We start from the raw sequence: 24,253 nt of genomic DNA, 5'->3' as shown, positions 1-24,253 counted from the left end.
CCCGGGAGGCCCAGAGTGAACAACGCTGCCGACACCGTCTTCCAACCGCTCCTCGCGATCGACCCGGGGACCCCGATGGTCACCCACTACGACCAGCTCGCCCCGTCACGCATCGAATTGTCCGTGACCTCCACTGCGAACTGGGCCGCGAAGATCGCGGGACTCCTGCGTGACGAACTCGGTGTCATGCCCGGCGACGTGATCGTGTGCGACCTGCCCGCCCACTGGCTCACCGCGGGCGTCCTGCTCGGCGCCTGGTGGGCGGGCGCGGAAGTGAGCACACGGGACGTGGACGACGCCGTCGTCGTCGTCACCGTCCCGGACCGTCTCGACCGCCACCCCACCGACGTCGAGACCCTGCTCATGACCACCGACCCGATGGGCCGCCCGCTGGCGGCCGCCGGCGTCGAGGTCCCTCCCGGCGTCACCGACCTCGCCGAGGCCTGTCGCATCCACCCGGATGCCTTCGTGCCCTCAGGTGGGGGCGCCCTCGCCCTGGACGGCTCGCCACTGGCGGAACTGGCCGACCCCGAGCTGGCTGGCCGCGCCCTCGTGGCGGGCCCCGATCGGGACGACGTGGTACAGGTCCTGGCCCGGGTGTTCGCCTCCGGGGGCACCGCGGTTCTCGTCACCGGGGTGGGCGCCGACGACCCCTCCGTCGCCGACGTGGCGGCCACCGAGCGCACCACGCTCACCCTCTGAACACCGCCCGCTGAACACCGTCCTCGCGGCACCGCGCGGACGGCAACGCCGAGAGCCCCCACCTCCTTCAGGGAAGTGGGGGCTCTCGTGTGCCGGTCAGCGGGCCGGCGACCGGGACGTCAGGACAGGATCTGGCGGGCCATCACCATGCGGCAGACCTGGTTGGTGCCCTCGTAGATCTGGGTGATCTTGGCGTCGCGCATCATGCGCTCGACCGGGAAGTCGCGCGTGTACCCGGCGCCGCCGAACAGCTGCACGGCGTTTGTGGTGACCTCCATCGCCACATCGGAGGCGAAGGTCTTGGACGCGGCGGCCATGAAGCCCAGCTTCTCGCCACCGGGCGCCGTGCCGCGCTCCGCGTTGGCGGCGGCCGTGTAGACCATCAGCCGCGCGGCCTGCACCTTCATGGCCATATCGGCCAGCATGAACTGCGTGTTCTGGAAATCGGAGATCGCACGACCGAACTGCTTGCGCTCCTTGGTGTAGGCGACCGCCGCGTCCAGTGCGCCCTGCGCGATACCGACGGCCTGCGCGCCGATCGTCGGGCGGGTGTGGTCGAGGGTCTGCAGTGCCGTCTTGAAGCCGGTGCCCGGCTCGCCGATGATGCGATCGCCCGGGATGCGGACGTTCTCGAAGTACAGCTCCGCAGTGGGCGAGCCCTTGATCCCGAGCTTCTTCTCCGTCTTGGAGACACCGAAGCCCTCGTCGTCGGCGTGGACCATGAACGCAGAGATCCCGCCGGCCCCCTTCTCGGGGTCGGTGACGGCCATGACGGTGTACCAGGTGGACTTGCCTCCGTTGGTGATCCACGCCTTGCTGCCGTTGAGGACCCAGTCGTCACCATCCTGACGGGCACGGGTGCGCATCGAGGCCGCGTCGGAACCTGCCTCGCGCTCCGACAACGCGTACGAGGCCATCTTGCCCTCGGCGATTTCGGGCAGGACCTTCTGCTTGAGCTCCTCGCCGCCGGCGAGGATCAGGCCCATGGTGCCGAGCTTGTTCACGGCCGGGATCAGCGAGGACGACCCGCAGACGCGGGCGACCTCCTCGATCACGATGCACGCCGCGACCGAGTCGGCGCCCTGCCCGCCGTACTCCTCCGGCACGTGGACGGCGTTGAAGCCGGACGTGTTGAGCGCGTCGAGAGCCTCCTGCGGGAACCGCTCCTCCTCATCGACGTCCGCGGCGTGGGGCTCGATCTCCTTCTCGGCGAGCGCGCGTATCGCGGCCCGGAGCTCCTCGTGCTCCTCCGCCGGGCGGTACAGGTCGAAATCGGGGTTGCCAGACATGTGCGGGCCTCCAAGAGGGAATCGTCGGTGCTGATCGCGCGGCGGGCGCTGGCCGGGTTCTCGAGGAGGGGCCGCTGACGCTTGTCGGCCGCCGTGATCTCCGCGGGAGACGCGAGGCCGCGTCCGGCCCTTCAAATTACCAGTCGGCTGCCGGTCCTTGTCGGGACGTCGGCCCCCGGCGGATGGCCACCCGGCGCCGGCCGCGCACCTCCACGGCCGGCCGCGCCACCGCCGAGCCGCAGGATCGGTCAGCCCAGCAGCTGCTGACGCAATGCGTCGTCCTTGCGCTCGACCATCGCCTCGAGCTCGGCCTGGAACTCCTCCATCCGTTCGCGCAGCGCCTGATCCGAGGCGGCGAGGATCCGCACCGCCAACAACCCTGCGTTCCTCGCCCCGCCGATCGACACGGTGGCCACCGGGACGCCTGCGGGCATCTGCACGATCGACAGCAAGGAATCCATGCCGTCGAGGTACTTGAGCGGGACGGGAACTCCGATGACCGGCAGCGGCGTAGCCGAGGCGACCATCCCCGGAAGGTGCGCGGCGCCGCCCGCACCGGCGATCACCACGCGGATGCCCCGGCCGGCCGCCGACCGGGCATAATCCAGCATCTTCTGCGGTGTGCGGTGCGCGGAGACCACCCCGACCTCGAAGGCGATCCCGAACTCGGCGAGCGCCTCCGCGGCGGCCTCCATGGTCGGCCAGTCGGAGTCACTACCCATGATCAGGCCGACCTGTGGCCCGCCCTGTCGCTCGGTCATCCCGTTGCCTTTCGTAGTGGTGTGAAGTTCAGCGGTCGAAGTCCCCGGTGGGAGCCCCCGAGTGGGGGTCCCACCCGTCGGCCCACACCCCGTGGGACAGCCAGTGGGCCGCGAGTTCTGCCACCGCGCGGACTGCGGACACCTGGTCCCCGTCGTCCGGGTCGACGCCCGGGTCGGAGAGGACGTTGACGTGCCCGATCTTGCGGCCGTGCCGCTCGGACTTGCCGTACAGATGCACCTTCGCGTGCGGGAACCGGGCGCCGAGGTGATGGACCCGTTCGTCCATGCTCATCTCCGGCGTCTCGGGGGCGCCGAGGACGTTGGCCATGACGGCAAGCGGCGCGGTCGGGACGGTCGAGCCGAGCGGATAGTCGAGAACGGCCCGCAGGTGCTGCTCGAACTGACTGGTCGTGGCGCCGTCCATGGTCCAATGACCGGAGTTGTGGGGCCGCATCGCCAATTCGTTGACGAGAACCCCGGGGCGTCCGTCCGAGCCGATCACCTCGAACAGTTCGACGGCCATCACGCCAGTCACGTCGAGGTGCTCGGCCAACCGCAGCGCGGTGGCCTGCACGGCCGAACGGAGATCGTCGGGCAGTCCGGGAGCAGGCGCGATCACCACCGAGCAGATCCCGTCACGCTGGACCGTCTCCACGACCGGCCACACGGCGCCCTGCCCGAACGGGGATCTGGCCACCATCGCGGACAGTTCCCGGGTCCACGGCACTCGGGCCTCGGCCATCATCGGCACGCCTGCGGCGAGCTGCTCGTCGGCGATCCGCTCGGCCTCCTCCAGGGAGTCCGGCATCCATACGCCACGGCCGTCATACCCTCCGCGCGCCGCCTTGAGGACGATGCGCCCGTCTTGTTCGGCGTGGAAGCGCCGGACGTCATCGAGCGACTCGACACCGGTGAACGGCGGGACGGGGGCGCCGATCTCCGCCAGTGCCCTACGCATGACCAGCTTGTCCTGGGCATGGATGAGCGCGGAGGCACGCGGCCGCACTGCCACCCCGGCCGCTTCGAGATCGAGCAGGATCTGCGGCGGCACGTGCTCGTGGTCGAAGGTCATGACGTCGGCCCCCTCGGCCGCGGTCCGGACGGCGTCGGGATCGTCGTGGGCACCGATCACCACGTCGGGCGTGACCTGAGCGGCCGGGTCGAGTGGGTCCGCGGCCAGGACCCTCAACGTCTGGCCCAGTGCCACGGCGGCCTGGTGGGTCATGCGGGCGAGTTGCCCGCCGCCGATCATCGCCACGACGGGCGCTGCGAGTGGATTGCGGCGGATGCGCGAGTCGTCGTTCACGACGCCCATAGTCTCACGTGGGGCGGGGTGGTCACCGGCGCCCCGGGAGCCCCCAGCGGAACCGCGGTGTGGCAGCGAGCGAAGGGGGCGGGGGTGGCGGTGGCAACCGCATGAGCTCGTCGTAGACGACGGCATGCACGCGGGCAACCTCCGGGACGTGATCGATCTCCACTGGCGGCAGGTGACCGAGCTCGAGGATCAGGCAGCCGGTCCCGAGGGCCCGGTCAGTGAGGGTGTGGCGGAACCTGACCGCACTGATCCTGCGCAGTGGCACGTCCACGCACCGCCTCGAGGACCCTGCCGGCCGGTAGAGGACCCTCTCGTCGGTGACCACGAGATCGGTTCGGGCCCACCGGACCAGTGGCCACAATCCGAGCCTGAGCACGATCAGCGTGTACAACAGCGCCACCAGGGCCCAGGTCGCAGTGCGGTCACCGGCGTGGACCACCTGCACCTCTATGAAGCCGCCGGCGATCCCCGCCAGGCCGGCGCCGATGACCGTGACCAGCGCGGGCCTGACCAGGGCGCGCCAGTGCGGGTGGGCGTGGACGATGAGCGTCTCCCCCGGCGCGAGGACCGATCGGATGAACCCCACGGGTCAGCCGTTCCACCGACCGCCGGCGCCTCGGACGTGGGTGACGTCACCGGCGGCGACGGCGAACTCACCGTCGGAATCGACGACGACGAGGCGGCCGTCACGGTCGACCCTGTCCGCGCGCCCGGTCCGCACGACGTCCCCGGGAAGTTCGACCCTCACCTCGGCGCCGAGGGTGGAGCAGGCCTCGGTGTAGGTCGCCATGAGGAGGTCCGACACCGTCGACCCGCTCCCGTGGTCACACTCACGCCATTGGCGGTGGCGCAGAGCCAGCGCCTCCAGGACGGCACGGGCCACGGCATCCCGGTCACGTGACCCACCGACGAGCGCGAGGGAAGTGGCATGCGGCACCGGGAGTTGCTCGCGGGAAAGCGAGATGTTGATTCCGACTCCCACCACGACGGCCGGCAGGCGGACCGTGAAGTCTCCCCCGCCCGGCACCGTGGTCATCTCCACGAGGATCCCGGCAATCTTGCGACCGTCGACCAAGACGTCGTTGGGCCATTTGAGGGTCGCGTCGACGCCACCGGCCTCGCGCAGTCCGTCCCGTACCGCGAGACCCGTGACGAGCGGTAACCAGCCGAAAAGGTTCGGCGACACGGCCCCGGGACGGAGAAGAACGCTGACAGCCACCTGCGTGCGCGGCGGGGCGGTCCACACGCGACCGAGTCGACCACGCCCGGACGCCTGGTGCTCTGCCAACAGCACACTGCGGTCCGGTGCACCCCTGGATGCGCGGGAGATCAACTCCGCGTTCGTCGAACCGATGTCGTCGACGACCTCGAGCGATGAGTACGGCGCGTCCGGGCCCTCCACCAGAGCGTGGCGGAGCGCGTGGGCGTCCAACCTGGGTGGGGTCTCGGTACCGGGATCTGCGTGCACGACCCCCAGCGTATGTGCCCGGCCCGACATCTGTCGGGGTCGCCGCCGGGGGATGTACGCCGGGTCACGTCGCCACGGAGCCGGGTCACTGGTTAGAGTCTTGCAACATGACGACTGCCTCAGAACCGGACGTGAGCGCCGACGTCCAGACGGACGCTGCGACCCCCGACATCCACACAACCGCCGGGAAGCTGTCCGAGCTGCGACGGCGCCTTGACGAAGCCCGGGCCCCGATGGGGCAGGCCGCGGTGGACAAGACCCACGAAAAGGGCATGATGACGGCCCGCGAGCGGATCGAGAACCTCCTCGACCCCGGCTCGTTCGTGGAGATCGACGCCCTGGCCCGCCACCGAGCCACCACCTTCGGACTCGCCGAGCGCCGCCCGCTGGGAGACGGCGTCATCACCGGCTACGGCACCATCGACGGCCGCAGCGTCTGCGTCTTCTCGCAGGATGCCACCGTCTTCGGTGGATCGTTGGGTGAGGTCTACGGCGAGAAGATCGTCAAGGTCATGGACCTCGCCCTCAAGACCGGTCGTCCGATGATCGGCATCAACCATGGCGCCGGCGCCCGCATTCAGGAGGGCGTCGTCTCGCTCGGCCTGTACGGCGAGATCTTCCACCGCAATGTGCTCTCCTCCGGCGTCATCCCGCAGGTCTCGCTGATCATGGGCCCATCAGCCGGAGGCCACGTCTACTCCCCCGCGCTCACCGACTTCACCGTGATGGTCGACAAGACCTCGCAGATGTTCGTCACCGGACCGGACGTCATCAAGACGGTCACAGGCGAGGAGGTCACCCAAGAGGAACTGGGCGGCGCCACCACGCACATGACCAAGTCGGGCGTGTCCCACTACACCGCCAGTGACGAGCAGGACGCCCTGGACTTCGTCAAGGACCTGCTGTCCTACCTCCCCAGCAACAACCGTGCCGAGGCCCCGCGCTACCCGTTCCCCGTCGCCGAGGGCGCGATCGAGGACAACCTCACACTCGAGGACCACGAGCTCGACACGATCATCCCGGACTCCTCCAACGCCCCGTACGACATGCACGAGGTCATCTCCCACCTCGTCGACGACGGTGAGTTCCTTGAGGTCCAGGGCCAGTACGCGATGAATGTGATCGTCGGCTACGGCCGCATCGAGGGCCGCAGCGTGGGCGTGGTGGCCAACCAGCCCACCCAGTTCGCCGGGTGCCTGGACATCAAGGCATCGGAGAAGGCCGCCCGCTTCGTCCGCACCTGCGATGCGTTCAACATCCCCATCCTCACGCTGGTCGACGTCCCGGGCTTCCTGCCCGGCACCGGCCAGGAGTTCGACGGGATCATCCGCCGCGGCGCCAAGCTGCTCTACGCCTATGGCGAGGCCACCGTCGGAAAGGTGACGGTCATCACTCGCAAGGCCTACGGCGGAGCGTACGACGTCATGGGTTCCAAGCACATGGGCGCCGATATCAACCTGGCGTGGCCGACCGCAGAGATCGCCGTGATGGGTGCCTCCGGCGCGGTTGGGTTCGTCTACCGGCCGCAGCTCAAGGAAGCCGCCGCCAACGGCGAGGACGTCGACGCCTTGCGCCTCAAGTTGCAGGCCGAGTATGAGGACACCCTCGTCAACCCCTACGTCGCCGCCGAGCGCGGGTACATCGACGCGGTGATTCCGCCCTCGCACACCCGACTGCAGGTGTCGCAGGCACTCCGACTCCTGGACCGCAAGGTCGTCGAGGTGCCGGCCAAGAAGCACGGGAACATCCCGCTGTGACCGGCGACCAGAAGCAGCAGCAGGACCGGGCCGGACAGGCGGAGAAGCCGCTCTTTTCAGTCGTGAGTGGAAACCCCACGCCGACCGAGGTGGGCATCCTGTCCGCAGTCTTCGCGACCGCACAGGGGAACGCCGTCCACGCGAGCGAGCACGACACCGGCATCAAGGACGACTGGGGATCCTACGAAGATCGCCTCCGTCCGCCGTTCGGGTACAACCCGAGTTCGTTCCTCAACCGCCGCCACTACTGAGCGTCGAGGCGTGATTGCCTGGGACTGAAACCCCGAGGTCGGCACCCCCGCGCGCTCACACCCAGCCGCCCCGGCTCCTGCATTCGCAGCGTGTACCGATTCACACGCTCCGAATGCAGGAGCCGGGGCGTCTGTGTCGGGGATCGGGGTGCGTCGACCCCACCTCAGTAGGCTGGGGGCGTGTCGTCGGGCCGGACGGCAAGCTCACCGAGGAGGTTCCCATGACTGAGGACACCACGCCCCCCGGGCGGGGCGCGACCACAGGCGGGCCCACCCGCGACCCGGCAACCGAGGACCGCGCCAGCGGCCGGCGAGCCGGCACCGACGAGGGAACCGCGACGCACCATACCGACATCATCGGGCGGGCCGAGCCATCCGCGAAGCGACCCGGGGCGGCAGTCGTTCACGAGGACGAGACCACCAAGATCGTCGTATTCGAGTTCGACGAGGGCCAGGAGATGCCCGACCACGCCGCGTTCCACCCCATCCTCGTCCAGTTGCTGAAGGGCAGCGTGGAATTCGGGTTACCCGACCGCACACTCGAGTTGCATACCGGTGAGGTCCTCCACCTCACCGCCAAGCTCCGCCACCGGGTCCGGGCGCTCGAGCCCACCACATTGACCATCACGATGCTGCTGCCGCGGTCCTGAGCAGGTGGCTACGCTGACCCCATGATCGCGTTAGTCCTCGCCTCCGCGTCCCCGTCCCGCCTGCGGATCCTCGAGCAGGCAGGGGTGGACCCGATCATCCGCCACCCACAGGTGGACGAAGACGCACTCCAGGCCGCCCTGCCGGCCGGTACCCCGCACGTGCGGGTGGTCGAGGAGTTGGCCCGCGCCAAGGCGGAGGACGTCCTGCACCGGGAGGGTGAGACCCTCGCTGCCGAGGCGAGGGCGGCAGGCGCGGACACGCTGGTCGTGGTCGGGTGCGACTCGATGTTGCTCGTCGATGGCCAGCTCGAGGGTAAGCCGCACACCTATGAGCGCGCGATGGAGCGATGGCGGAAGATGCGCGGGCGGCACGGGGTCCTGCTCACCGGCCACTCGCTGATAGTCGCAGACCTCACCGGCGACGACCCGGTCGTCGTCACCTTCTCTGAAACCGACACGTCGGACACCACCGTGCACTTCGGCGCCCCCTCCGACACCGACTTGGACGTGTACCTGCGCACCGGGGAGCCGCTCGAGTGCGCGGGCGCGTTCACAATCGAGTCCCTCGGGGGCTGGTTCATTGACCGGATCGAGGGAGACCCGTCGAGTGTGATCGGCCTCAGTCTGCCGCTTCTGCGACGGCTGCTCGATCGGGCCGGACTGAACGCTCATCGGCTCTGGCGACCTGAATTGCGTGCCTGAGCGAGCGGGTTTCCCGCGGCCGGCCACCCGTCCCCCACAGAGACATTGCAGGTCAGAGCGCAGACGTACCGGCGGTCCCGCCCCCGGAGGGCAACCCATAGACCCCCGACACCACACATGAGGGGGGCCTCTCATTAGACTGCGGGTGTATTCGGTGGGCCCCACGGCCAATCGACAGTAGAGACCTTTATCACCAGGAGGCCCTGAGTGCCCAGTCATGCCAGCTCTCACATCACGAAGGTCCTCGTCGCCAACCGCGGCGAGATCGCCGTCCGTGTGATCCGTGCGGCGAAGGACGCCGGCCTGGCCAGCGTGGCCGTGTACGCCGAGCCCGACGCCGACGCATTGTTCGTCAAGCTGGCCGACGAGGCCTTCGCTCTGGGAGGCACCACCTCCGCGGAGTCGTACCTGGTCTTCGACAAGATCCTCGATGCGGCCGCGAAGTCCGGCGCCGACGCCATCCATCCCGGCTACGGCTTCCTCTCCGAGAACGCCGATTTCGCGCAGGCCGTCATCGACGCCGGCCTGATCTGGATCGGGCCGCCGCCGCAGGCCATCCGCGACCTCGGCGACAAGGTCACCGCCCGCCACATCGCCGAGCGTGTCAACGCCCCGATGGCGGCCGGCACCAAGGACCCGGTCTCGGATGCCAGCGAGGTCGTCAAGTTCGCCGAGCAGTATGGCCTGCCCATCGCGATCAAGGCGGCCTTCGGTGGCGGCGGTCGCGGCATGAAGGTCGCCCACACGATGGACGAGGTCTCCGACCTCTTCGAGTCCGCCACCCGTGAGGCTGTCGCCGCCTTCGGTCGCGGCGAGTGCTTCGTCGAGCAGTACCTCGACAAGGCCCGCCACGTCGAGGCCCAGGTCCTCGCCGACCAGCACGGCAACGTGATCGTCGCCGGTACCCGCGACTGCACCCTGCAGCGCCGCTTCCAGAAGCTTGTCGAGGAAGCCCCCGCGCCGTTCCTGACCGACGACCAGCGCAAACGAATCCATGACTCCGCCAAGGCCATCTGCAAGGAGGCCGGCTACTACGGAGCCGGCACGGTCGAGTACATGGTCCAGGGCGACACGATCTCGTTCCTTGAGGTCAACACCCGTCTCCAGGTGGAGCACCCCATCACCGAGGAGACCGCCGGCATCGACCTGGTCCTCCAGCAGTTCAAGATCGCCGAAGGTGAGGTGCTCGAGTTCACCGAGGACCCGACCCCGCGTGGCCATGCCTTCGAGTTCCGCATCAACGGCGAGGACGCTGGCCGTGGCTTCCTGCCCGCCCCCGGCACGATCACCGGTTACAAGGAGCCGAATGGCCCGGGCGTCCGCATGGACTCCGGCGTCGAGGAGGGCGACACCATCGGTGGCCAGTTCGACTCGATGCTCGCCAAGTTGATCGTCTGGGGCGAGGATCGCGACCAGGCGCTCGCCCGTTCGGCCCGCGCGCTTGCCGAGTACAAGATCGATGGCATGGCCACGGTCTTGCCGTTCCACGCCCACATCGTGGAGAACCCGGCGTTCGTCGGCGACGGCAAGAGCTTCGACGTCTACACCAAGTGGATCGAGGAGGAGTGGGACAACCCGATCGAGCCGTGGACGCCCACCGGTGCACCGGCCGACGACGACGAGCCAGTCGAGCGCAAGAAGGTCGTCGTCGAGGTGGACGGTCGTCGCGTCGAGGTCTCCCTGCCCGGCGACCTGGCCTTCGGCGGCTCGCACGCCGGCGGTACGGTTCGCCGCAAGGCCAAGTCCCGCACACGTGGCGGCGCCGCCGGTGCAGCCGCGTCCGGTGACGCCGTGTCGGCTCCGATGCAGGGCACCGTCGTCAAGGTCGCCGTCGAGGAGGGCCAGGAGGTCAAGGCCGGCGAGCTCGTGGCCGTGCTCGAGGCCATGAAGATGGAAAACCCGGTCACCGCGCACAAGGACGGCGTCATCACCGACCTGTCCGTCGATGCCGGCGCCGCTGTCACCCAGGGAACGGTCCTCTGCGAGATCAAGTGACCCGCCGCTGAGACAGCAGCCACGAGGGCCCCGCGACCATCTCGGTCGTCGGGGCCCTTCGGTGTCTGCGGGTCGGACGGCGGGTGGGACGACGAGGTGGGACGCCGCCCAACAGTCGCGGGTCCCCTACATTTTCTGGCCGGACGAGCTCTCGATCACGGGTCGGGCGCTGGCGGGGTCGAAGGCCGCATCCGCCAGAAATTCCCGGACCTCGGGCACACGCCGGAGGAATCCGTCCGCCTCGTCGTCGGACTCCGCCACCTGGCTCGCCTCCTCGGCGGCGATCCGCTGTCCGAAGAGTTCCACCTCGCGAGCGATGCGGTCCTCATCCCACCCGAGTACTTCAGCCATCAGGTCGGCGACCTCGCGGGCGCAGTCGACGCCGCCGTGCAGGTATTCCATGGAGATCCGCGTCCGGCGCACGAGGACGTCCTCGAGGTGTAGGGCGGCCTCAGCGACAGCGGCGTGGAGGATCTCCACGCGCAGGTATCTCTCGGCACCCCGGACGGGATCAAGCAGGTCGGGGCGGCCGGTGGCGAGTTCGAGGACGTCCTCGGCGAGAGTGCCGTACCGGCCGAGGAGGTGCTCCATCTGGTCCTCGCGGATCTCGTACTGGTCGGCGATCCGGTCGGCCCGGTTGACCATCCCCGGGTAGCCGTCGGCGCCCAGGAGCGGGATTCTCTCGGTCGTCGAGGGCGGCACCGTGGCGGCTCGCTCGCCAAGTTCTCCGACCGCCACATCCACGGCGTCGGCCGCCATCACCCGGTAGGTCGTGTACTTGCCACCCGCTACGACCACGGCGCCGGGTGCCACGGTCATCACCGCGTGTTCGCGGGAGAGTCTGGCGGTGGAGCTAGCGCCGCCCGAGAGCAGCGGGCGCAGGCCCGCGTAGACACCGCGCACGTCCTCGCGCCTGATCGGGGTGGTGAGCACCGAGTTCACGTGGCCGAGGATGTAGTCGATGTCGGCGCCGGTAGCCGCAGGGTGGGCCAGGTCGAGTTGCCAGTCGGTGTCGGTGGTGCCGATGATCCAGTACTCGCCCCACGGGATCACAAACAGGACGGACTTCTCGGTGCGCAGGATGAGCGCGGCCTCGGAGTCCACCTTGTCGCGGTCCACCACGATGTGCACGCCCTTGGACGCCCGCACCGTAAAGCCGCCCTCCTCGCCCAGCATCTTCTGCAGCTGGTCGGTCCACACGCCGGCGGCGTTGAGCACGACCCGCGCCCGGACATCGGTCTCGCGTCCCGTCTCGGCGTCGCGCACCCGCACCCCGGTGACCCGGTCACCGTCACGCAGGTAGCCGATCACCTGGGTGGAGTTGGTCACGACCGCTCCGTGGTGGGCGGCGGTGCGGGCCAAGGTGAGGGTGTGGCGGGCGTCGTCGACCAGGGTGTCCCAGTAACGGATCCCGCCCACGACGGCGTCCTCGCGCAGCCCCGGGGCGATCCGGTGCGCTCCGGCGCGACTGTAGTGCTTCTGCGGCGGGACGCTCTTGGAGCCGCCCATGACGTCGTAGAGCACGAATCCCGCGGCCATGTAGGGGCGCTCCCAGAACCGGCGGGTGAGCGGGAAGAGGAACTTCAGCGGGGTGACCAGGTGCGGGGCCAGGCGAGTCATGCTGAGTTCGCGCTCGTGCAGGGCCTCGGCGACCAGGCCGAAGTCGAGCTGCTCGAGGTAGCGCAGTCCCCCGTGGAACATCTTGGAGCTGCGGGATGAGGTGCCGGCGGCGAAGTCGCGGGCCTCGACGAGCGCCACGTTCAACCCTCGGGTGGCCGCGTCGAGTGCACTGCCGGTGCCCACCACGCCTCCGCCGACGATAACGATGTCGAAGGTGTCCTCCGACAATCTGCGCCACGCCTCGGCTCTGCGGTCGGGGCCGAGGATCGAGCGGGACCTTCTCGTGGGCATGGGCGCTCCCCTCCGGGGCCGGGCACGTGTTCCGGCCGGTCGTCCCGACTCTACGCGCGGGCGCACGTAGTGTTGGCCGTGTGACTCGCAGCACCTACATTCTGGCGATCGATCAGGGCACGACATCGACACGGGCGATCCTCTTCGACCACCTGGGGATGCCGGTGCCGGCGGCGACGGCGCAGGTCGAGCACCGCCAGATCCTGCCGCGGGCGGGGTGGGTGGAGCATGACCCGCTGGAGATCTGGCAGAATGTGCGCACCGCAATGGCGCAGGTGGCGGGCCGCGTGGATCTCGAGCCGGCGGCGGTCACCGCCATCGGCATCACCAACCAGCGCGAGACGGTCGTCGTGTGGGACAGGGCGACCGGCGAGCCGGTCTACAACGCGATCGTGTGGCAAGACACCCGGACGTCCGGAATCTGTGCCCGACTCGCCGAGGCGCACCCGGACGGCGACGACCGGTTCCGCGACACCACCGGGTTGCCCCTGTCGACGTACTTCGCGGGTCCCAAGATCCGGTGGATCCTGGAGCACCTGGATTCGCGAGGCGAGCGCGGCACCGAGCGAGCCGAGGCCGGGGAACTCCTGGCGGGGACCATCGACTCGTGGCTGGTGTGGAATCTCACCGGCGGGCGTCGGGGTGGCGACGACGGCGAGGAGGCCCTCCACGTCACGGATGTCACCAACGCGTCGCGGACTCTTCTCATGGATCTGCGGTCCCTGGAGTGGAGTGATGAACTATGCCGTGAGGTAGGCGTACCTCGATCCATGCTGCCGCGGATCGTCCCCTCCTCCGGGGTGTCGGGGCACGTGACCAAGCGCAGGATGTTCGGCGGGACACCCATCGCCGGGATCCTCGGCGACCAGCAGGCCGCGATGTTCGGACAGGCCTGCTTCGAGCCGGGTGAGGCCAAGAACACCTACGGCACAGGCGCATTCCTACTGCTCAACACGGGCACCACCCCGCAGTTCAGCGAGAACGGTCTACTCACGACCGTCTGCTACCAGTTGGGTGACGACGACCCCGTGTACGCCCTTGAGGGGTCGGTGGCTGTGGCGGGGTCGCTGGTGCAGTGGCTGCGTGACAACCTCGGGGTGATCTCCACCGCGGACGAGACGGAGGATCTGGCCAACTCGCTGGAGGACAACGGCGACTGCTACCTGGTGCCGGCGTTCTCCGGGCTGCTCGCCCCACGGTGGCGGCCCGATGCCCGCGGCGTGATGGTGGGACTGACCCGCTTCCACACCCGGGCGCACCTGGCGCGGGCAGCGCTCGAGGCCACCGCATTCCAAAGTCGTGAAATGGCCGCAGCGATGGTCGCCGACGCCGGCAAGTCCGCGGAGTCGCTGCGCGTGGACGGCGGGATGGTGGTCAATGACTTCCTGATGCAGTTCCAGGCAGACATCCTCGGGGTGGACGTGATCCGGCCAGAGGTCACAGAGACCACCGCGTTGGGGGCCGCTTTCGCCGCCGGTCTGGCGGTCGGCCAGTGGGACTCCCCCGACCAGTTGCGTGAACTGTGGCGCGAGGATCGCCGCTGGACGCCGCGGATGTCCGAGCAGGAGCGGGAGCGGCTGCTCGCACGATGGGACGACGCGGTCGAACGGACACTGGGCTGGGCTGACATCGAGGGCTGACATCGAGGGCCGTACGTCAGGGGCCGACGCCCCGTCGCCTCTCCCGGCGCGAATTGTGCTGCCTTACCCGGCCCGAATTGCGCTGCCTCGTCGTTCCGTCCGCAAGCCCGACATCCGCCTCCACAGGTCGCCCAGGGCGGGATCCGGCCGCGAGCCTTGCGCGGAGTCACTGCGCGCAGCGTTCCTGCAGGGCGGACCTCATTCCACGCTGACTGAGTGACTCCACACGGGCGTGCACGCTCGGGCAGGGCCTGGGGCGGGCGTGCGGGCCCGGGCCGAGCCCGAGGCGGGCTGTTCGGACGGCGTCGGGACAGAGGAGTCGAGCGCGACCCCGGGCTAGAGCCGAGTGGATACGCGGTCCGGGCTGCTCAGTCGAGGTCGTCGTGGCGCATGAGCTGGCGGGCCGCCTCCGTGATGGTGCCCGTCATCGACGGGTAGACCGAGAACGAGCCAGCGAGATCGCCCACCGTGAGCTGATTGCGCACCGCCACCGAGATCGGCAGGATGAGCTCGGAGGCGGTGGGGGCGACGACCACGCCGCCAATCACCACGCCCGAGGCCGGGCGACAGAAGAGCTTGACGAAACCGCGGCGCAGGCTGCGCATCTTGGCCCGCGGGTTTCCTGCCAGTGGCATGACCTCCACGCGCGCCGGCACCTCGCCGCTTTCGATCTGCGCGTGCGAGATGCCGACGGTGGCGATCTCCGGACGCGTGAAGACCGCAGATGCGACAGTCCGCAGCTTGATGGGGTTAACGCCCTCGCCGAGTGCGTGGTACATCGCGATGCGCCCCTGCATGGCCGCCACCGACGCCAGCGGGAACAAGTCGGTGCAGTCACCGCCCGCGTAGATCCCCGGAGCGGTGGTGCGCGAGACACGGTCGACCTTGATGTGACCACTGCGCTGCAGCTCGACGCCGGCGCTCTCCAAACCGAGGCCCTCGGTGTTGGGCACGGATCCCACGCAGATGAGCGCATGGGATCCCTTGACCGTGCGTCCGTCCCCGAGACGGACGATGATGCCGTCCTCGAAGTGCTCGACGGCGTCGGCACGAGCGTGCTTGACCAGCGACACGCCGCGTTCGCTCAGTGCTTCCTCCAGCACGAGGGCGGCGTCGGCGTCCTCGTGCGGCAGGACGCGGTCACGACTGGACACCATGGTCACCTTGACGCCCATCTCGGTGAACGCCGAGACGAACTCGGCACCGGTGACGCCCGAACCGATGACCACCAGGTGGGTGGGCAGTTCGGTGAGGTCGTAGAGCTGACGCCAGTTGAGGATCCGCTCGCCGTCGGGTTCGGCCCCCGACAACACGCGAGGGCTGGAGCCGGTCGCGACGAGGACCACGTCGGCGTCGAGTATCTTTTCCTGCCCGTTGTCAAACGTCACCGCCACCCGGTGCGAGGCCATGCCGGGTTGCGAGTCGTGGAGACGGGCCCGCCCGGACAGCAGCCGGACGCCCTCACGCTGGAGTTGCGACCGGATATCCGCAGACTGGGCGCGGGCCAGCGACTTGACCCGGCCGTTGACCTGTCCCAACCGGTAGGCGGTGGGATCGAAGTGGGCCTCGACGCCCATCTCCTCCGCGCGCCGCATGTCGGTCCGCACGCCGGTCGTGGCGATGAACGTCTTGGACGGGACGCAGTCACTCAAGACACAGTTGCCGCCGATACCGTCCGAGTCGACGATCGTGACGTCCGCACCGTACTGGGCCGCGACGAGCGCGGCCTCGTAGCCGGCGGGGCCGCCGCCGATGATGATGATGCGTTGCGTCACATGTCCTCCACGGCTCACAGGGTCAAGGGCCGGGCGCCGCGGCCCGCTGTGGCGGATCGCGTCACGTCCGCAGTACACGGTAGTCGAACCACCGGGGCGGGGCCGGAGGACATCGAGCCGACACCGCCGAAGGGGCTAGGGTTGTGCTCGTGCCTCTCTACGCCGCGTACGGGACGAACATGTATCCCGACCAGATGAACACCCGCGCGCCGCACTCACCCTTCGCGGGGACAGGGTGGCTCGAGGGTTGGCGCCTCACCTTCGCCGGGGACGACCCCACGTGGGAGGGTGCCGTCGCCACGGTCGTCGAAGATCCGGAGTCCAGAGTGTTCGTGGTGCTCTACGACGTCCCCGACGAGGACGTCCGCGCCCTGGACCGTTGGGAGGGCACGGATCGGATGCCCGCGCCCAAGATCCGTGTCCGAATCACGCGCCGACCCACCGTTCCCGACGCCCCCCCTGTCGACGCGCAGGAATCCGAATTCGCTGTGGACATCACACCGACCGGGACCGACGACACCGTGCTCGCCTGGCTGTACGTGATGGACGCCTTCGAGGGCGGCCTCCCGTCCGCGCGCTACCTGGGACTGCTCGCCGACGCCGCCGAATGCGCGGGCGCGCCCGCGCAGTACGTGCGCGAGCTGCGCACCCGCGAATCGCGCAACGTCGGCCCCGGCGCCTGACGCGGATGGCGCCCCTGCTGTCCCCCACCGACGAAGCCCGCGCCGCCGCCGAGCGGATCGCGGAACTCACCGGCCGGGACCACCATGACGTAGCCCTGGTCCTGGGGTCGGGATGGTCCGAGGTCGTGGACGGGCTCGCCGACCCGGACACCGCCGTGACCATCCCGGCCCGCGACCTACCCGGTTTCCTCGCCCCCACCGCCGCCGGCCACCGCGGGACCGTCACCAGTTGCCTGGTCGACGGCGTTCCGTTGCTGTCCGTGGCCGGGCGCACCCACCTCTACGAGGGCGTGGGCACCGCCCCTGTCGTTCACCCCGCCCACGTGGCGGGGGCGGTCGGGGCCCGGGTGCTGGTGCTCACCAACGCCGCCGGCGGACTGCGCGGCGACATGGCCGTCGGCGATCTGGTCCTCGTTCGCGACCATCTCAACCTCACCGGGCGCTCGCCGCTGACCGGGTCGCTGTTCGTGGACATGGTCGACGCCTACTGCCCACGTCTCCGCGCCGCGGCGGCGGGCGCGATCGGAGCAGCCGAATCCATCGAGTCCGATGACCCCACCGCAGATGGCCCCACCGTCGGAAACGCTGGCGTCCGCCCAGCGGAGGGCGTCTACGCTGCCATGTCCGGCCCGCAGTACGAGACCCCGGCCGAGATCCACATGCTGCGCGCCCTCGGAGCCGACCTCGTGGGCATGTCGACGGTGCCCGAGACCATCACCGCCCGGGGGCTCGGCCTCGGCGTGGTCGCGGTGTCGCTCGTGACCAACCTCGCCGCCGGAGTCACCGGTCAGCCGCTGGACCACACCGAGGTGCTGGACGCCGGAGCCGCCGGGTCCGCTCGCCTCACCGCCGCACTGCGCGCGCTCGTCCCGTCCGTCGCCAGAACCTGAGGGAACCACCCGTGACCGCACCCGTGCCCCTGAGTTTCGGCACCGCCGGCGTCCGAGCACCGCTGGGGCCCGGGCCGGACCACATGAACGAGCGGACCGTGGCCGCCGTCGCGACCGCCGTGGCCCGGTACCTGCGTGAACGCGAACCATCCGGATCCCTGGTCATCGTGGGCGGAGACGCCCGGCACGGATCGGCCCGATTCGTCGACGTCGCGGCTGCGGTGTTGGCTGCTCACGGCCTCGTCGTCGTCGTCCCCGGCGCACCTATCCCTACACCTGTCGTGGCCGCGGCGGTGCGCGCCCGCAACGCGGCGGCCGGTCTTATGGTGACCGCCTCGCACAACCCCGCTGGCGACAACGGCATCAAGGTCTACGGCCGCGGCGGCGCCCAGATCGTGCCACCGGCCGACACCCACATCGAGCGGCACCTGCGCGCCGCAGCGAAGGAGGGGGTCTACGCCGCCTCGTCCCCGCCGGGGTCTGTGCGGGTAGACGCCACGCTCGTCGACGACTACGTGGCCGCGGTCGTCGCCGCCCTGCCCCGGCCCGGCCGGTCGCCCCGCGTTGCCCTGACCCCCGTCCACGGGGTGGGGGGCGATCTCTGCCGCCGCGTCCTGGCCGGGATCGGGGTTCGGGACGTCCGCGTGGTGGCCGAGCAGGCGCGCCCCGACCCGGACTTCCCCACCGTCAGCTCCCCGAACCCCGAACGGCCCGAGACGACCGCGCGGCTGTTGGAGTTGGCCGCGCGGATCAATGCCGACGTGGCGATCGCACTCGACCCGGACGCTGATCGCTGCGCCGTGGGCTTTGCGGACGCGGGCGGGCGGTGGCGGATGCTCGACGGCGACGAGACAGGGGCCGTGCTCGCCGACCAGCTGCTGCGAGTGCCATTGCCGGGATCAGATGCGGGCGAGGACGGTCACACTCCGGTGGTGGCGTCGACGATCGTGTCCTCCCGGCTTCCGGCACTGCTGGTCCCGGCGCGCGGGGGGCGGCACGTGGAGACGCTGACCGGCTTCAAATGGCTGGTGCGAGCCGGCGAGCCACTGCGGTACGCCTACGAGGAGGCGATCGGGCACTGCGTGCTTCCGGACGTGGTGGCCGACAAGGACGGGATCTCGGCGGCAGCGACGTGGTGCGCGATGGTCGGGTCGGGCGGCCCGACGGTCGGCGCGCGACTCGACGCGCTGGCCGTAGAGTTCGGGGCACACCTCCGACGCAACGTAGCTCTTCCCCTGGAACCCGGCGGCGACCCGGAGGCTGCGTTGGAGCGTGCAGCCGGGCTACTCGCCTCCGTCGGTGAGGTCCGGCAACTGGTGGGCACCGCAGGTTTCCGAGTGGATGCCGACGGCTCTCGCGCGGTGGTGCGGCCGTCTGGCACGGAGCCACTACTCAAGACATATGTAGAGGCGTGGACCCCGCTCGCGCCGTCCGTCGGAGACCGCGCCGACGCGGCGCGGCGACTGACCCTGCTCGGCGACGCGGTCGCCGGTGCCGTGGGCCGCTAACGCGGACCGAAGAGACGGTCGCCCGCGTCACCCAATCCGGGGACGATGAAGGCGTTCTCGTCGAGGCATTCGTCGATCGTCGCGGTGACCAGGGTCGCCGCCAGCCCGGAATCGCGCACGGTCTCGACCCCCTCCGGGGCGCACAGGACACACACCACGGTGATGCCCGTCGCCCCGCGCGCCGCGAGCGTCTGCAGCGTCGACACCAGCGAGCCGCCCGTGGCGAGCATCGGGTCCAACACCACCACATGCCGACCGGCCAGATCCTCCGGCAGCGAGCACAGGTATGACACCGGCTCGTGACTCTCCTCATCGCGGGCCAGACCGATGAACCCGACCTGCGCCCCCGGCAGCAGACGGGTCGCCGGATCCAGCAACCCCAGCCCCGCCCGCAGCACCGGAACCAGGAGCGGGGCACCGTTGACGGCGATCGCGGTGGTCTCCGTGATGGGCGTGGTCACGGTGACCTCGGTGGTCGGCACGGACCGGAAGGCCTCGTAGCAGAGCATTGTCCCGAGGGCGTCCATCGCGGCGCGGAATCCAGCCGTGTCGGTGGCGGTGTCCCGCAATGTACGGAGCCGGTCCCCGACGAGTGGGTGGTCCACGACGATGATGTCCATGCCCGACAGGATCGCACACGGAACCAATCCCGTATCGAATGGAACCGGATCACCCTCCCCCGGCGTCGAACCCTGTGACGGACAAGAAAGAGCGACGAGGGGACGGGGCCATGACGGACGGGGCGATCGACGTCCATGTCGACGGATTGCGCGAATTGGGGACGGGGCTGACCACCCTGGCAGACACGCTGGGAGGTGCTCTCGAGGCGGTGGACGGGCTGCCCATCGACGCGGTGGCGCCGGTCGTCGGGCCCGTGGGCGCCGACTTCATGTCCGCGCTGATGGCCGCGACGGCGCGGCATCGCGAGGTCTTGGCGGGGCTCGCGCGCGTCACCGACGCCGCCGGGGAACTCGTGCTGGAGACGACCCGACTCTTCGAGGAGTCCGACGCCGCCGGTGCCCGGGCGATCGGCACCGCCGGGACCGACCTGACCGAGAGGTGGGTGTGATCCGGTGATCGCGGACGCGTTGGCCTATGCCGGCCCCATCAAACAGGTCCTCGACCTGCTGTCGGCGGAGGAGTTCGTCCCCGCCGAGGCGCAGAACATCATGCGGCCGGTAAGCGACGGGTTGGAGGTCGCCCAGCAGTTGGGCTCTCCGCTGGAGCGCCTACTGTCCGAGTCGTGGGACTCCCTGGCCTCCCTCGGTGCCGCGCACTCGATCGCCGAGGTGGGGCGGACGATGGGGGCGCTCGGCGAGTCGGCCGCCGAGATCGCGCGGGTCACGGCCGTGGCCGCCGAGATCGTGGTCCGCGGGACGGTGGAGGTGATAGGGATCGTCCAGCAGTTCCTCGCCCGCGCCGCCGCCTTGGGGCCGGCCCTGATCACCCCTGCGGGACAGGCCGCCCTGCTCGGGCTGGCCGCCGAGCACCTGGCGCGGGGGATCCAGGTGGCCGAGCGAGTCCAGACCGAGCTCAGGGCTCCTACCGCCGAGATGCGGGCCATCGCCGCCGGCATCCCCCCGGCGCCCCGCATGCCGGGCACGATCAGCGCCGACTCCGGCTCCGCGGGCGCGATCAACGCCACAACAGTGGCCTACACAGGATCCGGGCCCGGCGCGATCTCGACCGGTGGCAGCGCGCCCGGCGCGTCCTCCGGCGGGCCATTCGACGGGGGCTCGTCCGGCGACGCGTCCTTCGGTGGCGGCGCCGGTGGGGACGTGTCTGGCGGAGGCGACGGTTCCGCGGCGGGGGCCGCAGGGGCTGCAGCAGGGTCGGCGTCAGCATCCGGATCGGTGGGATTCGGTGACGCCGGGTCCGGGGTGATCGAAGGCGGCACTGAGGTCACCCTCCCGGACGGTTCCGTCGCCACCGCCCCCAATGAGCAGGCCGCCGGGGCGGTCCGCAATGCGCTCAGTCAGCAGGGCGTGCCGTACGTGTGGGGCGGCACCACCCCGGGCCAGGGACTGGACTGCAGCGGCCTGACCCAGTGGGCGTACCGAGACGCAGGCGTGGAGATCCCGCGCCTGGCCCAGGAGCAGGGCGTCGGCGTCCAAGTGTCACCGCAGGACCTCCTACCGGGTGATCTGCTGGTGTGGGACGGGCATGTCGCGATGTACATCGGCAACGGACAGATCGTCGAGGCCGGGTTCGCTATCCGTTACTCATCTTCACGAGCCTTCTGGAACACTTCGGCCGCCGCCAGCGATAGCTGAGCATGACCGGCCTCACGTTCACCTTCACAGGCCCCGACGGCCAGACCATCGGGGCCGTAGACGGGCGCGTGTTCGTGGACGCGGGCTCCCTAGTGGAGTCCCTCATCCTCCGGGCGGACCTGGCGGACGACGCTGACCGCCGGTGGCCGGTGACCCCCACGGGTCCGTGGTGGCTGGGCGGAGAGGGCATCCAGGACGCCGCCAGCGTGTTTTGGGCGGTGAAGCACACGCTCCCCCGGTGGGAGTGGACCCACACCGGTGACACGCCTCCAGTGCCGGACATCGGCCCGACGGACCCGTGGGTGGTGTACTAACCGCCAGCGGCCGAATCCATAATCCACAGGTATTGCGCGGTTACCCACAGGGGTAGGCCCAGCGTGTCCGGCGCGGCGACTAACGTCATTCTCATGCGCCCCGGTTACGGCACCTCCAAGCACATAACGACGTTCATTGACGAGTCCTACCGCGACGGCCACTACTACGTGGGCGCGGTGGTGTGCGCTGACGAGAACCTAAAGGCGCTCACCGAATCGTTCTCCGCACTCCGCGACGAATGTCGGTCCAAGTACGGCATTGAAGAAGCCTGGTCGGTCGAGTTTCACGCGCACGACATGATGCAGGGCAGGAAGGACTGGGCTCCGATCCGTCGGCAGACCTCCGAGGCTGTGTGGGTGTACCGGGAAGCCCTTCGTGCCCTGGTGGCGTCAGGCTCGTTAGTTTTTATCGAGGGCGTAGACGTTGATCGCCTGAATGCTCGGTACAGTTCCCCTCACGCTCCTTACGAAGTGGCTCTACGGCACCTCCTCGAGCGGATTAACGAGCGCTGCAAACCGGCTGCGAAAACCACTACCGTCCTATGCGACATGATCGACCGCCGCGAAGAATTTCGAGAGGCGATCAAGGGCTATTCTCGGGTAGGTACCCCTGGATACCGACCGAGCAAACTGGAGTGCATCGACCAGCCGATCCAGTTTGTCGATTCTCGAGATCACGACGGGGTGCAGGCGGCCGACCTCTCGGTCTACCTTTATCGGCGGGATCGGGAGGAGACTGAGTCCCACCCGAAGGCACGCAAAGCGACCAGACGCCTCATGAACGTGATGCGGCCTGCCCTGGCGTATGACCGAAAGTGGGTCCCTAGATAGCGCTAAAGCCCCGGGCCGAGTTCACGGCAGGGGCTCTAGGCAATCAACGCTCCGGTATCCGGCTCGTCGTGACCTAATGCTAACACGCACGCGCGCAGCCCATCTAGTAGAAGTGAGGCCTGACTCGGGCTGGAGCGCAAGCCGGAGCACCCGCCAAACCACCGCCGCCGGACCAATCCACCGTGAACGCCGTGCACACCTGATACAGATGAGGGAATCCCTACGAAAGGCCCTCAAATGCGTCGCACCCTAGCGTCCCTCGCCGCTGTCCTACTCCTGTCCGCCGGATGCGTCACCTCCGAACAAGATGTGACGGCTTGGGCCAGAAGTCAGGCGGGACTGTCCGGATCGAGCGGATACGAAGGAACCGGTGGATGGATGGACACGCTGGTCGGTGCGCGGGTCGAAGGTTCGAACCTTTACGTCACCTTGCAGGTGGATCGTTCCGACAAGGCAACGGCAGGCCGCGCGGAGAAGTTCTACGTGAACACACTCCGGCTTACCAACAATCAGCCTGACTGGGCCGATGATGTGAAGTTTGTAATCGTGGAAGACGGTGCTGGAACCGTCATCACCCAGGAGAGCGTCTAACTGAAACTCCGGCCCCTAGGCCAGTGTGAAGGGGTGGGGCTGCCTCCTGCTGGCGGAGACCTCTACCAGGGCTCGGAGATCGACGTCGGTGACCTCTTTGACGCCTCCGACCTCCACGACCCTGGTCACGATCCGCACGACGACCAGGGCAACCGCTACGTCGGGGTACTCCGACCTCGGCACGGGGCCGATCCGGCGGCGAAGGAGACGGCCAGCGGCATGTCCCAGCCGGTAGGCCCGGGAGACTTCGGAGTCCGTGACGGGACGATGAAGGGCAGCCTCCAGGGCCTCCTGGAAGTTCGGCGTGCTGGAAGTGGTCACTGGACTACCTCCGGGGCCTTCCCGGCTTTCAGTCGGACCGTGACGCCGTAGAAGTCCGGCCCCAGCCACTCACCGGGCACGGTGGCCGCCTCACCGTGCTGGAGAGCGTCAGCGGCGACTGTTGCCGGGTTCGGCGTCTCCGCCATCTGGCCGTAGAGCCTCATCGTGCGGAGGAAGTCACCGGTGAGGAAGTCCTCCACGGCATCGTCGGCCGCGATGGCCAGGTTCTTCATGCGTGCCACTACCGCGCCGCCTTACTGTTGGCCACGCCGTCCCAGCGTGCCCGGGCGGCCTTCTGGGCCCGCCAGTCCTTCTTAGAGCTCGTCACCACGGCCTGGGCCGCGTCGGTGATCTGTTTAGCCCACCGCTCCGCCTGGTTCTCCTGGAGCCGGGACTCCGCCAGGAGCTCCGTGACCCCTCGGGAGGACTTCCCAGCGGCGCGGGCCTTAGCGGCGTCCCGGTCCAGGTCGGCGGCCCTGTTGTAGGCCCGGGCTATGGCGGTGAGTAGATGCTCCTCGTGCTCGTCCAGGACGATCTCCGGGTCGATCCCGGCCACGGTGGCGCGAATGGCTGCGACCGCGTCGGTCCCGCGCTTGCGTGCTCCCACGTCGGTCTCCTTCGGTTGT

At 69.4% G+C, this 24,253-nt stretch carries 26 protein-coding genes; 15 read left to right on the top strand and 11 right to left on the bottom strand.

Annotated elements, in window-relative coordinates; all coding sequences use genetic code 11:
• The first annotated feature begins 15 nt into the window (after positions 1-15).
• Positions 16-702: a TIGR03089 family protein gene (locus FQ137_RS12360; protein WP_149292938.1), complete on the top strand. Its 687-nt coding sequence runs from the start codon at positions 16-18 to the stop codon at positions 700-702.
• 119 nt (positions 703-821) lie between these two features.
• On the opposite strand, the gene FQ137_RS12355 is transcribed toward FQ137_RS12360, so the two are convergent.
• The 5 genes from FQ137_RS12355 to FQ137_RS12335 form a co-directional block, all read right to left on the bottom strand.
• A complete protein-coding gene (locus FQ137_RS12355) occupies positions 822-1,991 on the bottom strand; it encodes an acyl-CoA dehydrogenase family protein (RefSeq protein ID WP_149292937.1) in 1,170 nt (389 codons plus the stop codon).
• Positions 1,992-2,239: 248 nt separating this feature from the next.
• Positions 2,240-2,752: a 5-(carboxyamino)imidazole ribonucleotide mutase gene (gene purE / locus FQ137_RS12350; RefSeq protein ID WP_149292936.1), complete on the bottom strand. Its 513-nt coding sequence runs from the start codon at positions 2,750-2,752 to the stop codon at positions 2,240-2,242.
• A 28-nt stretch (positions 2,753-2,780) separates the two neighbouring features.
• Positions 2,781-4,067: a 5-(carboxyamino)imidazole ribonucleotide synthase gene (locus FQ137_RS12345; protein WP_149292935.1), complete on the bottom strand. Its 1,287-nt coding sequence runs from the start codon at positions 4,065-4,067 to the stop codon at positions 2,781-2,783.
• Between the two features lie 22 nt (positions 4,068-4,089).
• Positions 4,090-4,653, bottom strand: coding sequence for a PH domain-containing protein (locus tag FQ137_RS12340; RefSeq protein ID WP_149292934.1), 564 nt, complete (start codon positions 4,651-4,653; stop codon positions 4,090-4,092).
• A 3-nt stretch (positions 4,654-4,656) separates the two neighbouring features.
• The gene (locus tag FQ137_RS12335) at positions 4,657-5,565 is read right to left on the bottom strand and encodes a biotin--[acetyl-CoA-carboxylase] ligase (protein ID WP_149292933.1); all 909 of its coding nucleotides are present in this window, start codon (positions 5,563-5,565) and stop codon (positions 4,657-4,659) included.
• Positions 5,566-5,642: 77 nt separating this feature from the next.
• Here FQ137_RS12335 and FQ137_RS12330 point away from each other — a divergent pair, with 77 nt between their 5' ends.
• The 5 genes from FQ137_RS12330 (at position 5,643) to FQ137_RS12310 (ending at position 10,890) form a co-directional block, all read left to right on the top strand.
• Entirely contained in the window at positions 5,643-7,292 is a 1,650-nt protein-coding gene (locus FQ137_RS12330; RefSeq protein WP_149292932.1) for an acyl-CoA carboxylase subunit beta, read from the top strand.
• Positions 7,289-7,543 (top strand): acyl-CoA carboxylase subunit epsilon, encoded by a 255-nt coding sequence (locus FQ137_RS12325; RefSeq protein WP_149292931.1) that lies wholly within the window; start codon positions 7,289-7,291, stop codon positions 7,541-7,543. The genes FQ137_RS12330 and FQ137_RS12325 overlap by 4 nt, the downstream gene beginning before the upstream one ends.
• A gap of 221 nt (positions 7,544-7,764) precedes the next feature.
• Positions 7,765-8,193 (top strand): cupin domain-containing protein, encoded by a 429-nt coding sequence (locus FQ137_RS12320; RefSeq protein ID WP_149292930.1) that lies wholly within the window; start codon positions 7,765-7,767, stop codon positions 8,191-8,193.
• A gap of 21 nt (positions 8,194-8,214) precedes the next feature.
• Positions 8,215-8,895: a nucleoside triphosphate pyrophosphatase gene (locus tag FQ137_RS12315; protein ID WP_149292929.1), complete on the top strand. Its 681-nt coding sequence runs from the start codon at positions 8,215-8,217 to the stop codon at positions 8,893-8,895.
• 207 nt (positions 8,896-9,102) lie between these two features.
• Positions 9,103-10,890, top strand: a complete 1,788-nt coding sequence (locus FQ137_RS12310; RefSeq protein WP_149292928.1) for an acetyl/propionyl/methylcrotonyl-CoA carboxylase subunit alpha — start codon at positions 9,103-9,105, stop codon at positions 10,888-10,890.
• A 126-nt stretch (positions 10,891-11,016) separates the two neighbouring features.
• Here the strand turns inward: FQ137_RS12310 and FQ137_RS12305 are convergent, their stop codons facing one another.
• Complete coding sequence (locus FQ137_RS12305) at positions 11,017-12,801, bottom strand: glycerol-3-phosphate dehydrogenase/oxidase (protein ID WP_149292927.1); 1,785 nt, start codon at positions 12,799-12,801, stop codon at positions 11,017-11,019.
• Between the two features lie 80 nt (positions 12,802-12,881).
• Here FQ137_RS12305 and glpK point away from each other — a divergent pair, with 80 nt between their 5' ends.
• On the top strand, positions 12,882-14,441 hold the full coding sequence (glpK, locus tag FQ137_RS12300) for a glycerol kinase GlpK (RefSeq protein ID WP_149292926.1): 1,560 nt from the start codon (positions 12,882-12,884) through the stop codon (positions 14,439-14,441).
• Positions 14,442-14,809: 368 nt separating this feature from the next.
• On the opposite strand, the gene FQ137_RS12295 is transcribed toward glpK, so the two are convergent.
• Positions 14,810-16,216 (bottom strand): NAD(P)H-quinone dehydrogenase, encoded by a 1,407-nt coding sequence (locus FQ137_RS12295; RefSeq protein WP_149292925.1) that lies wholly within the window; start codon positions 16,214-16,216, stop codon positions 14,810-14,812.
• A gap of 149 nt (positions 16,217-16,365) precedes the next feature.
• Between FQ137_RS12295 and FQ137_RS12290 the strand changes: the two genes are divergently transcribed.
• Genes FQ137_RS12290 through FQ137_RS12280 form a run of 3 tightly spaced genes read left to right on the top strand, consistent with a single transcriptional unit; the run spans position 16,366 to position 19,297 of the window.
• A complete protein-coding gene (locus tag FQ137_RS12290; protein WP_149292924.1) occupies positions 16,366-16,899 on the top strand; it encodes a gamma-glutamylcyclotransferase family protein in 534 nt (177 codons plus the stop codon).
• 5 nt (positions 16,900-16,904) lie between these two features.
• Positions 16,905-17,789: a purine-nucleoside phosphorylase gene (locus FQ137_RS12285; protein WP_149292923.1), complete on the top strand. Its 885-nt coding sequence runs from the start codon at positions 16,905-16,907 to the stop codon at positions 17,787-17,789.
• Positions 17,790-17,800: 11 nt separating this feature from the next.
• Positions 17,801-19,297, top strand: a complete 1,497-nt coding sequence (locus tag FQ137_RS12280; RefSeq protein ID WP_255584242.1) for a phospho-sugar mutase — start codon at positions 17,801-17,803, stop codon at positions 19,295-19,297.
• Here FQ137_RS12280 and upp read toward each other — a convergent pair.
• Positions 19,294-19,917, bottom strand: coding sequence for a uracil phosphoribosyltransferase (gene upp, locus FQ137_RS12275; RefSeq protein WP_149292922.1), 624 nt, complete (start codon positions 19,915-19,917; stop codon positions 19,294-19,296). The two genes, FQ137_RS12280 and upp, sit on opposite strands and share 4 nt — an antisense overlap.
• A 110-nt stretch (positions 19,918-20,027) precedes the next feature.
• Between upp and FQ137_RS12270 the strand changes: the two genes are divergently transcribed.
• The 5 genes from FQ137_RS12270 to FQ137_RS12250 all read left to right on the top strand — a co-directional run bounded on the left by FQ137_RS12270 (position 20,028) and on the right by FQ137_RS12250 (position 23,306).
• Complete coding sequence (locus FQ137_RS12270) at positions 20,028-20,366, top strand: type VII secretion target (protein ID WP_149292921.1); 339 nt, start codon at positions 20,028-20,030, stop codon at positions 20,364-20,366.
• Between the two features lie 4 nt (positions 20,367-20,370).
• A complete protein-coding gene (locus tag FQ137_RS12265) occupies positions 20,371-21,570 on the top strand; it encodes a C40 family peptidase (RefSeq protein WP_149292920.1) in 1,200 nt (399 codons plus the stop codon).
• 2 nt (positions 21,571-21,572) lie between these two features.
• Entirely contained in the window at positions 21,573-21,884 is a 312-nt protein-coding gene (locus FQ137_RS12260; protein WP_149292919.1) for a hypothetical protein, read from the top strand.
• 93 nt (positions 21,885-21,977) lie between these two features.
• Positions 21,978-22,715, top strand: a complete 738-nt coding sequence (locus tag FQ137_RS12255; protein ID WP_149292918.1) for a DUF3800 domain-containing protein — start codon at positions 21,978-21,980, stop codon at positions 22,713-22,715.
• Positions 22,716-23,093: 378 nt separating this feature from the next.
• The gene (locus tag FQ137_RS12250) at positions 23,094-23,306 is read left to right on the top strand and encodes a hypothetical protein (RefSeq protein WP_149292917.1); all 213 of its coding nucleotides are present in this window, start codon (positions 23,094-23,096) and stop codon (positions 23,304-23,306) included.
• A 15-nt stretch (positions 23,307-23,321) separates the two neighbouring features.
• On the opposite strand, the gene FQ137_RS12245 is transcribed toward FQ137_RS12250, so the two are convergent.
• From FQ137_RS12245 to FQ137_RS12235, 3 genes are read right to left on the bottom strand one after another with little or no spacing between them, the layout of a single operon-like run.
• Positions 23,322-23,627 carry a hypothetical protein gene (locus FQ137_RS12245; RefSeq protein WP_149292916.1) on the bottom strand — a complete coding sequence of 102 codons (306 nt, stop codon included), beginning with the start codon at positions 23,625-23,627 and terminating at the stop codon, positions 23,322-23,324.
• A complete protein-coding gene (locus FQ137_RS12240) occupies positions 23,624-23,869 on the bottom strand; it encodes a hypothetical protein (protein WP_149292915.1) in 246 nt (81 codons plus the stop codon). The genes FQ137_RS12245 and FQ137_RS12240 overlap by 4 nt, the downstream gene beginning before the upstream one ends.
• The gene (locus FQ137_RS12235) at positions 23,869-24,234 is read right to left on the bottom strand and encodes a hypothetical protein (RefSeq protein WP_149292914.1); all 366 of its coding nucleotides are present in this window, start codon (positions 24,232-24,234) and stop codon (positions 23,869-23,871) included. The genes FQ137_RS12240 and FQ137_RS12235 overlap by 1 nt, the downstream gene beginning before the upstream one ends.
• Positions 24,235-24,253: the final 19 nt, after the last annotated feature.

The sequence above is a fragment of the Dietzia sp. ANT_WB102 genome (genome assembly GCF_008369165.1).
In the GTDB taxonomy this organism is placed as follows: domain Bacteria; phylum Actinomycetota; class Actinomycetes; order Mycobacteriales; family Mycobacteriaceae; genus Dietzia.
Note: the sequence above shows the minus strand (reverse complement) of the source record. Positions and strands in the feature narration are given on the sequence as shown.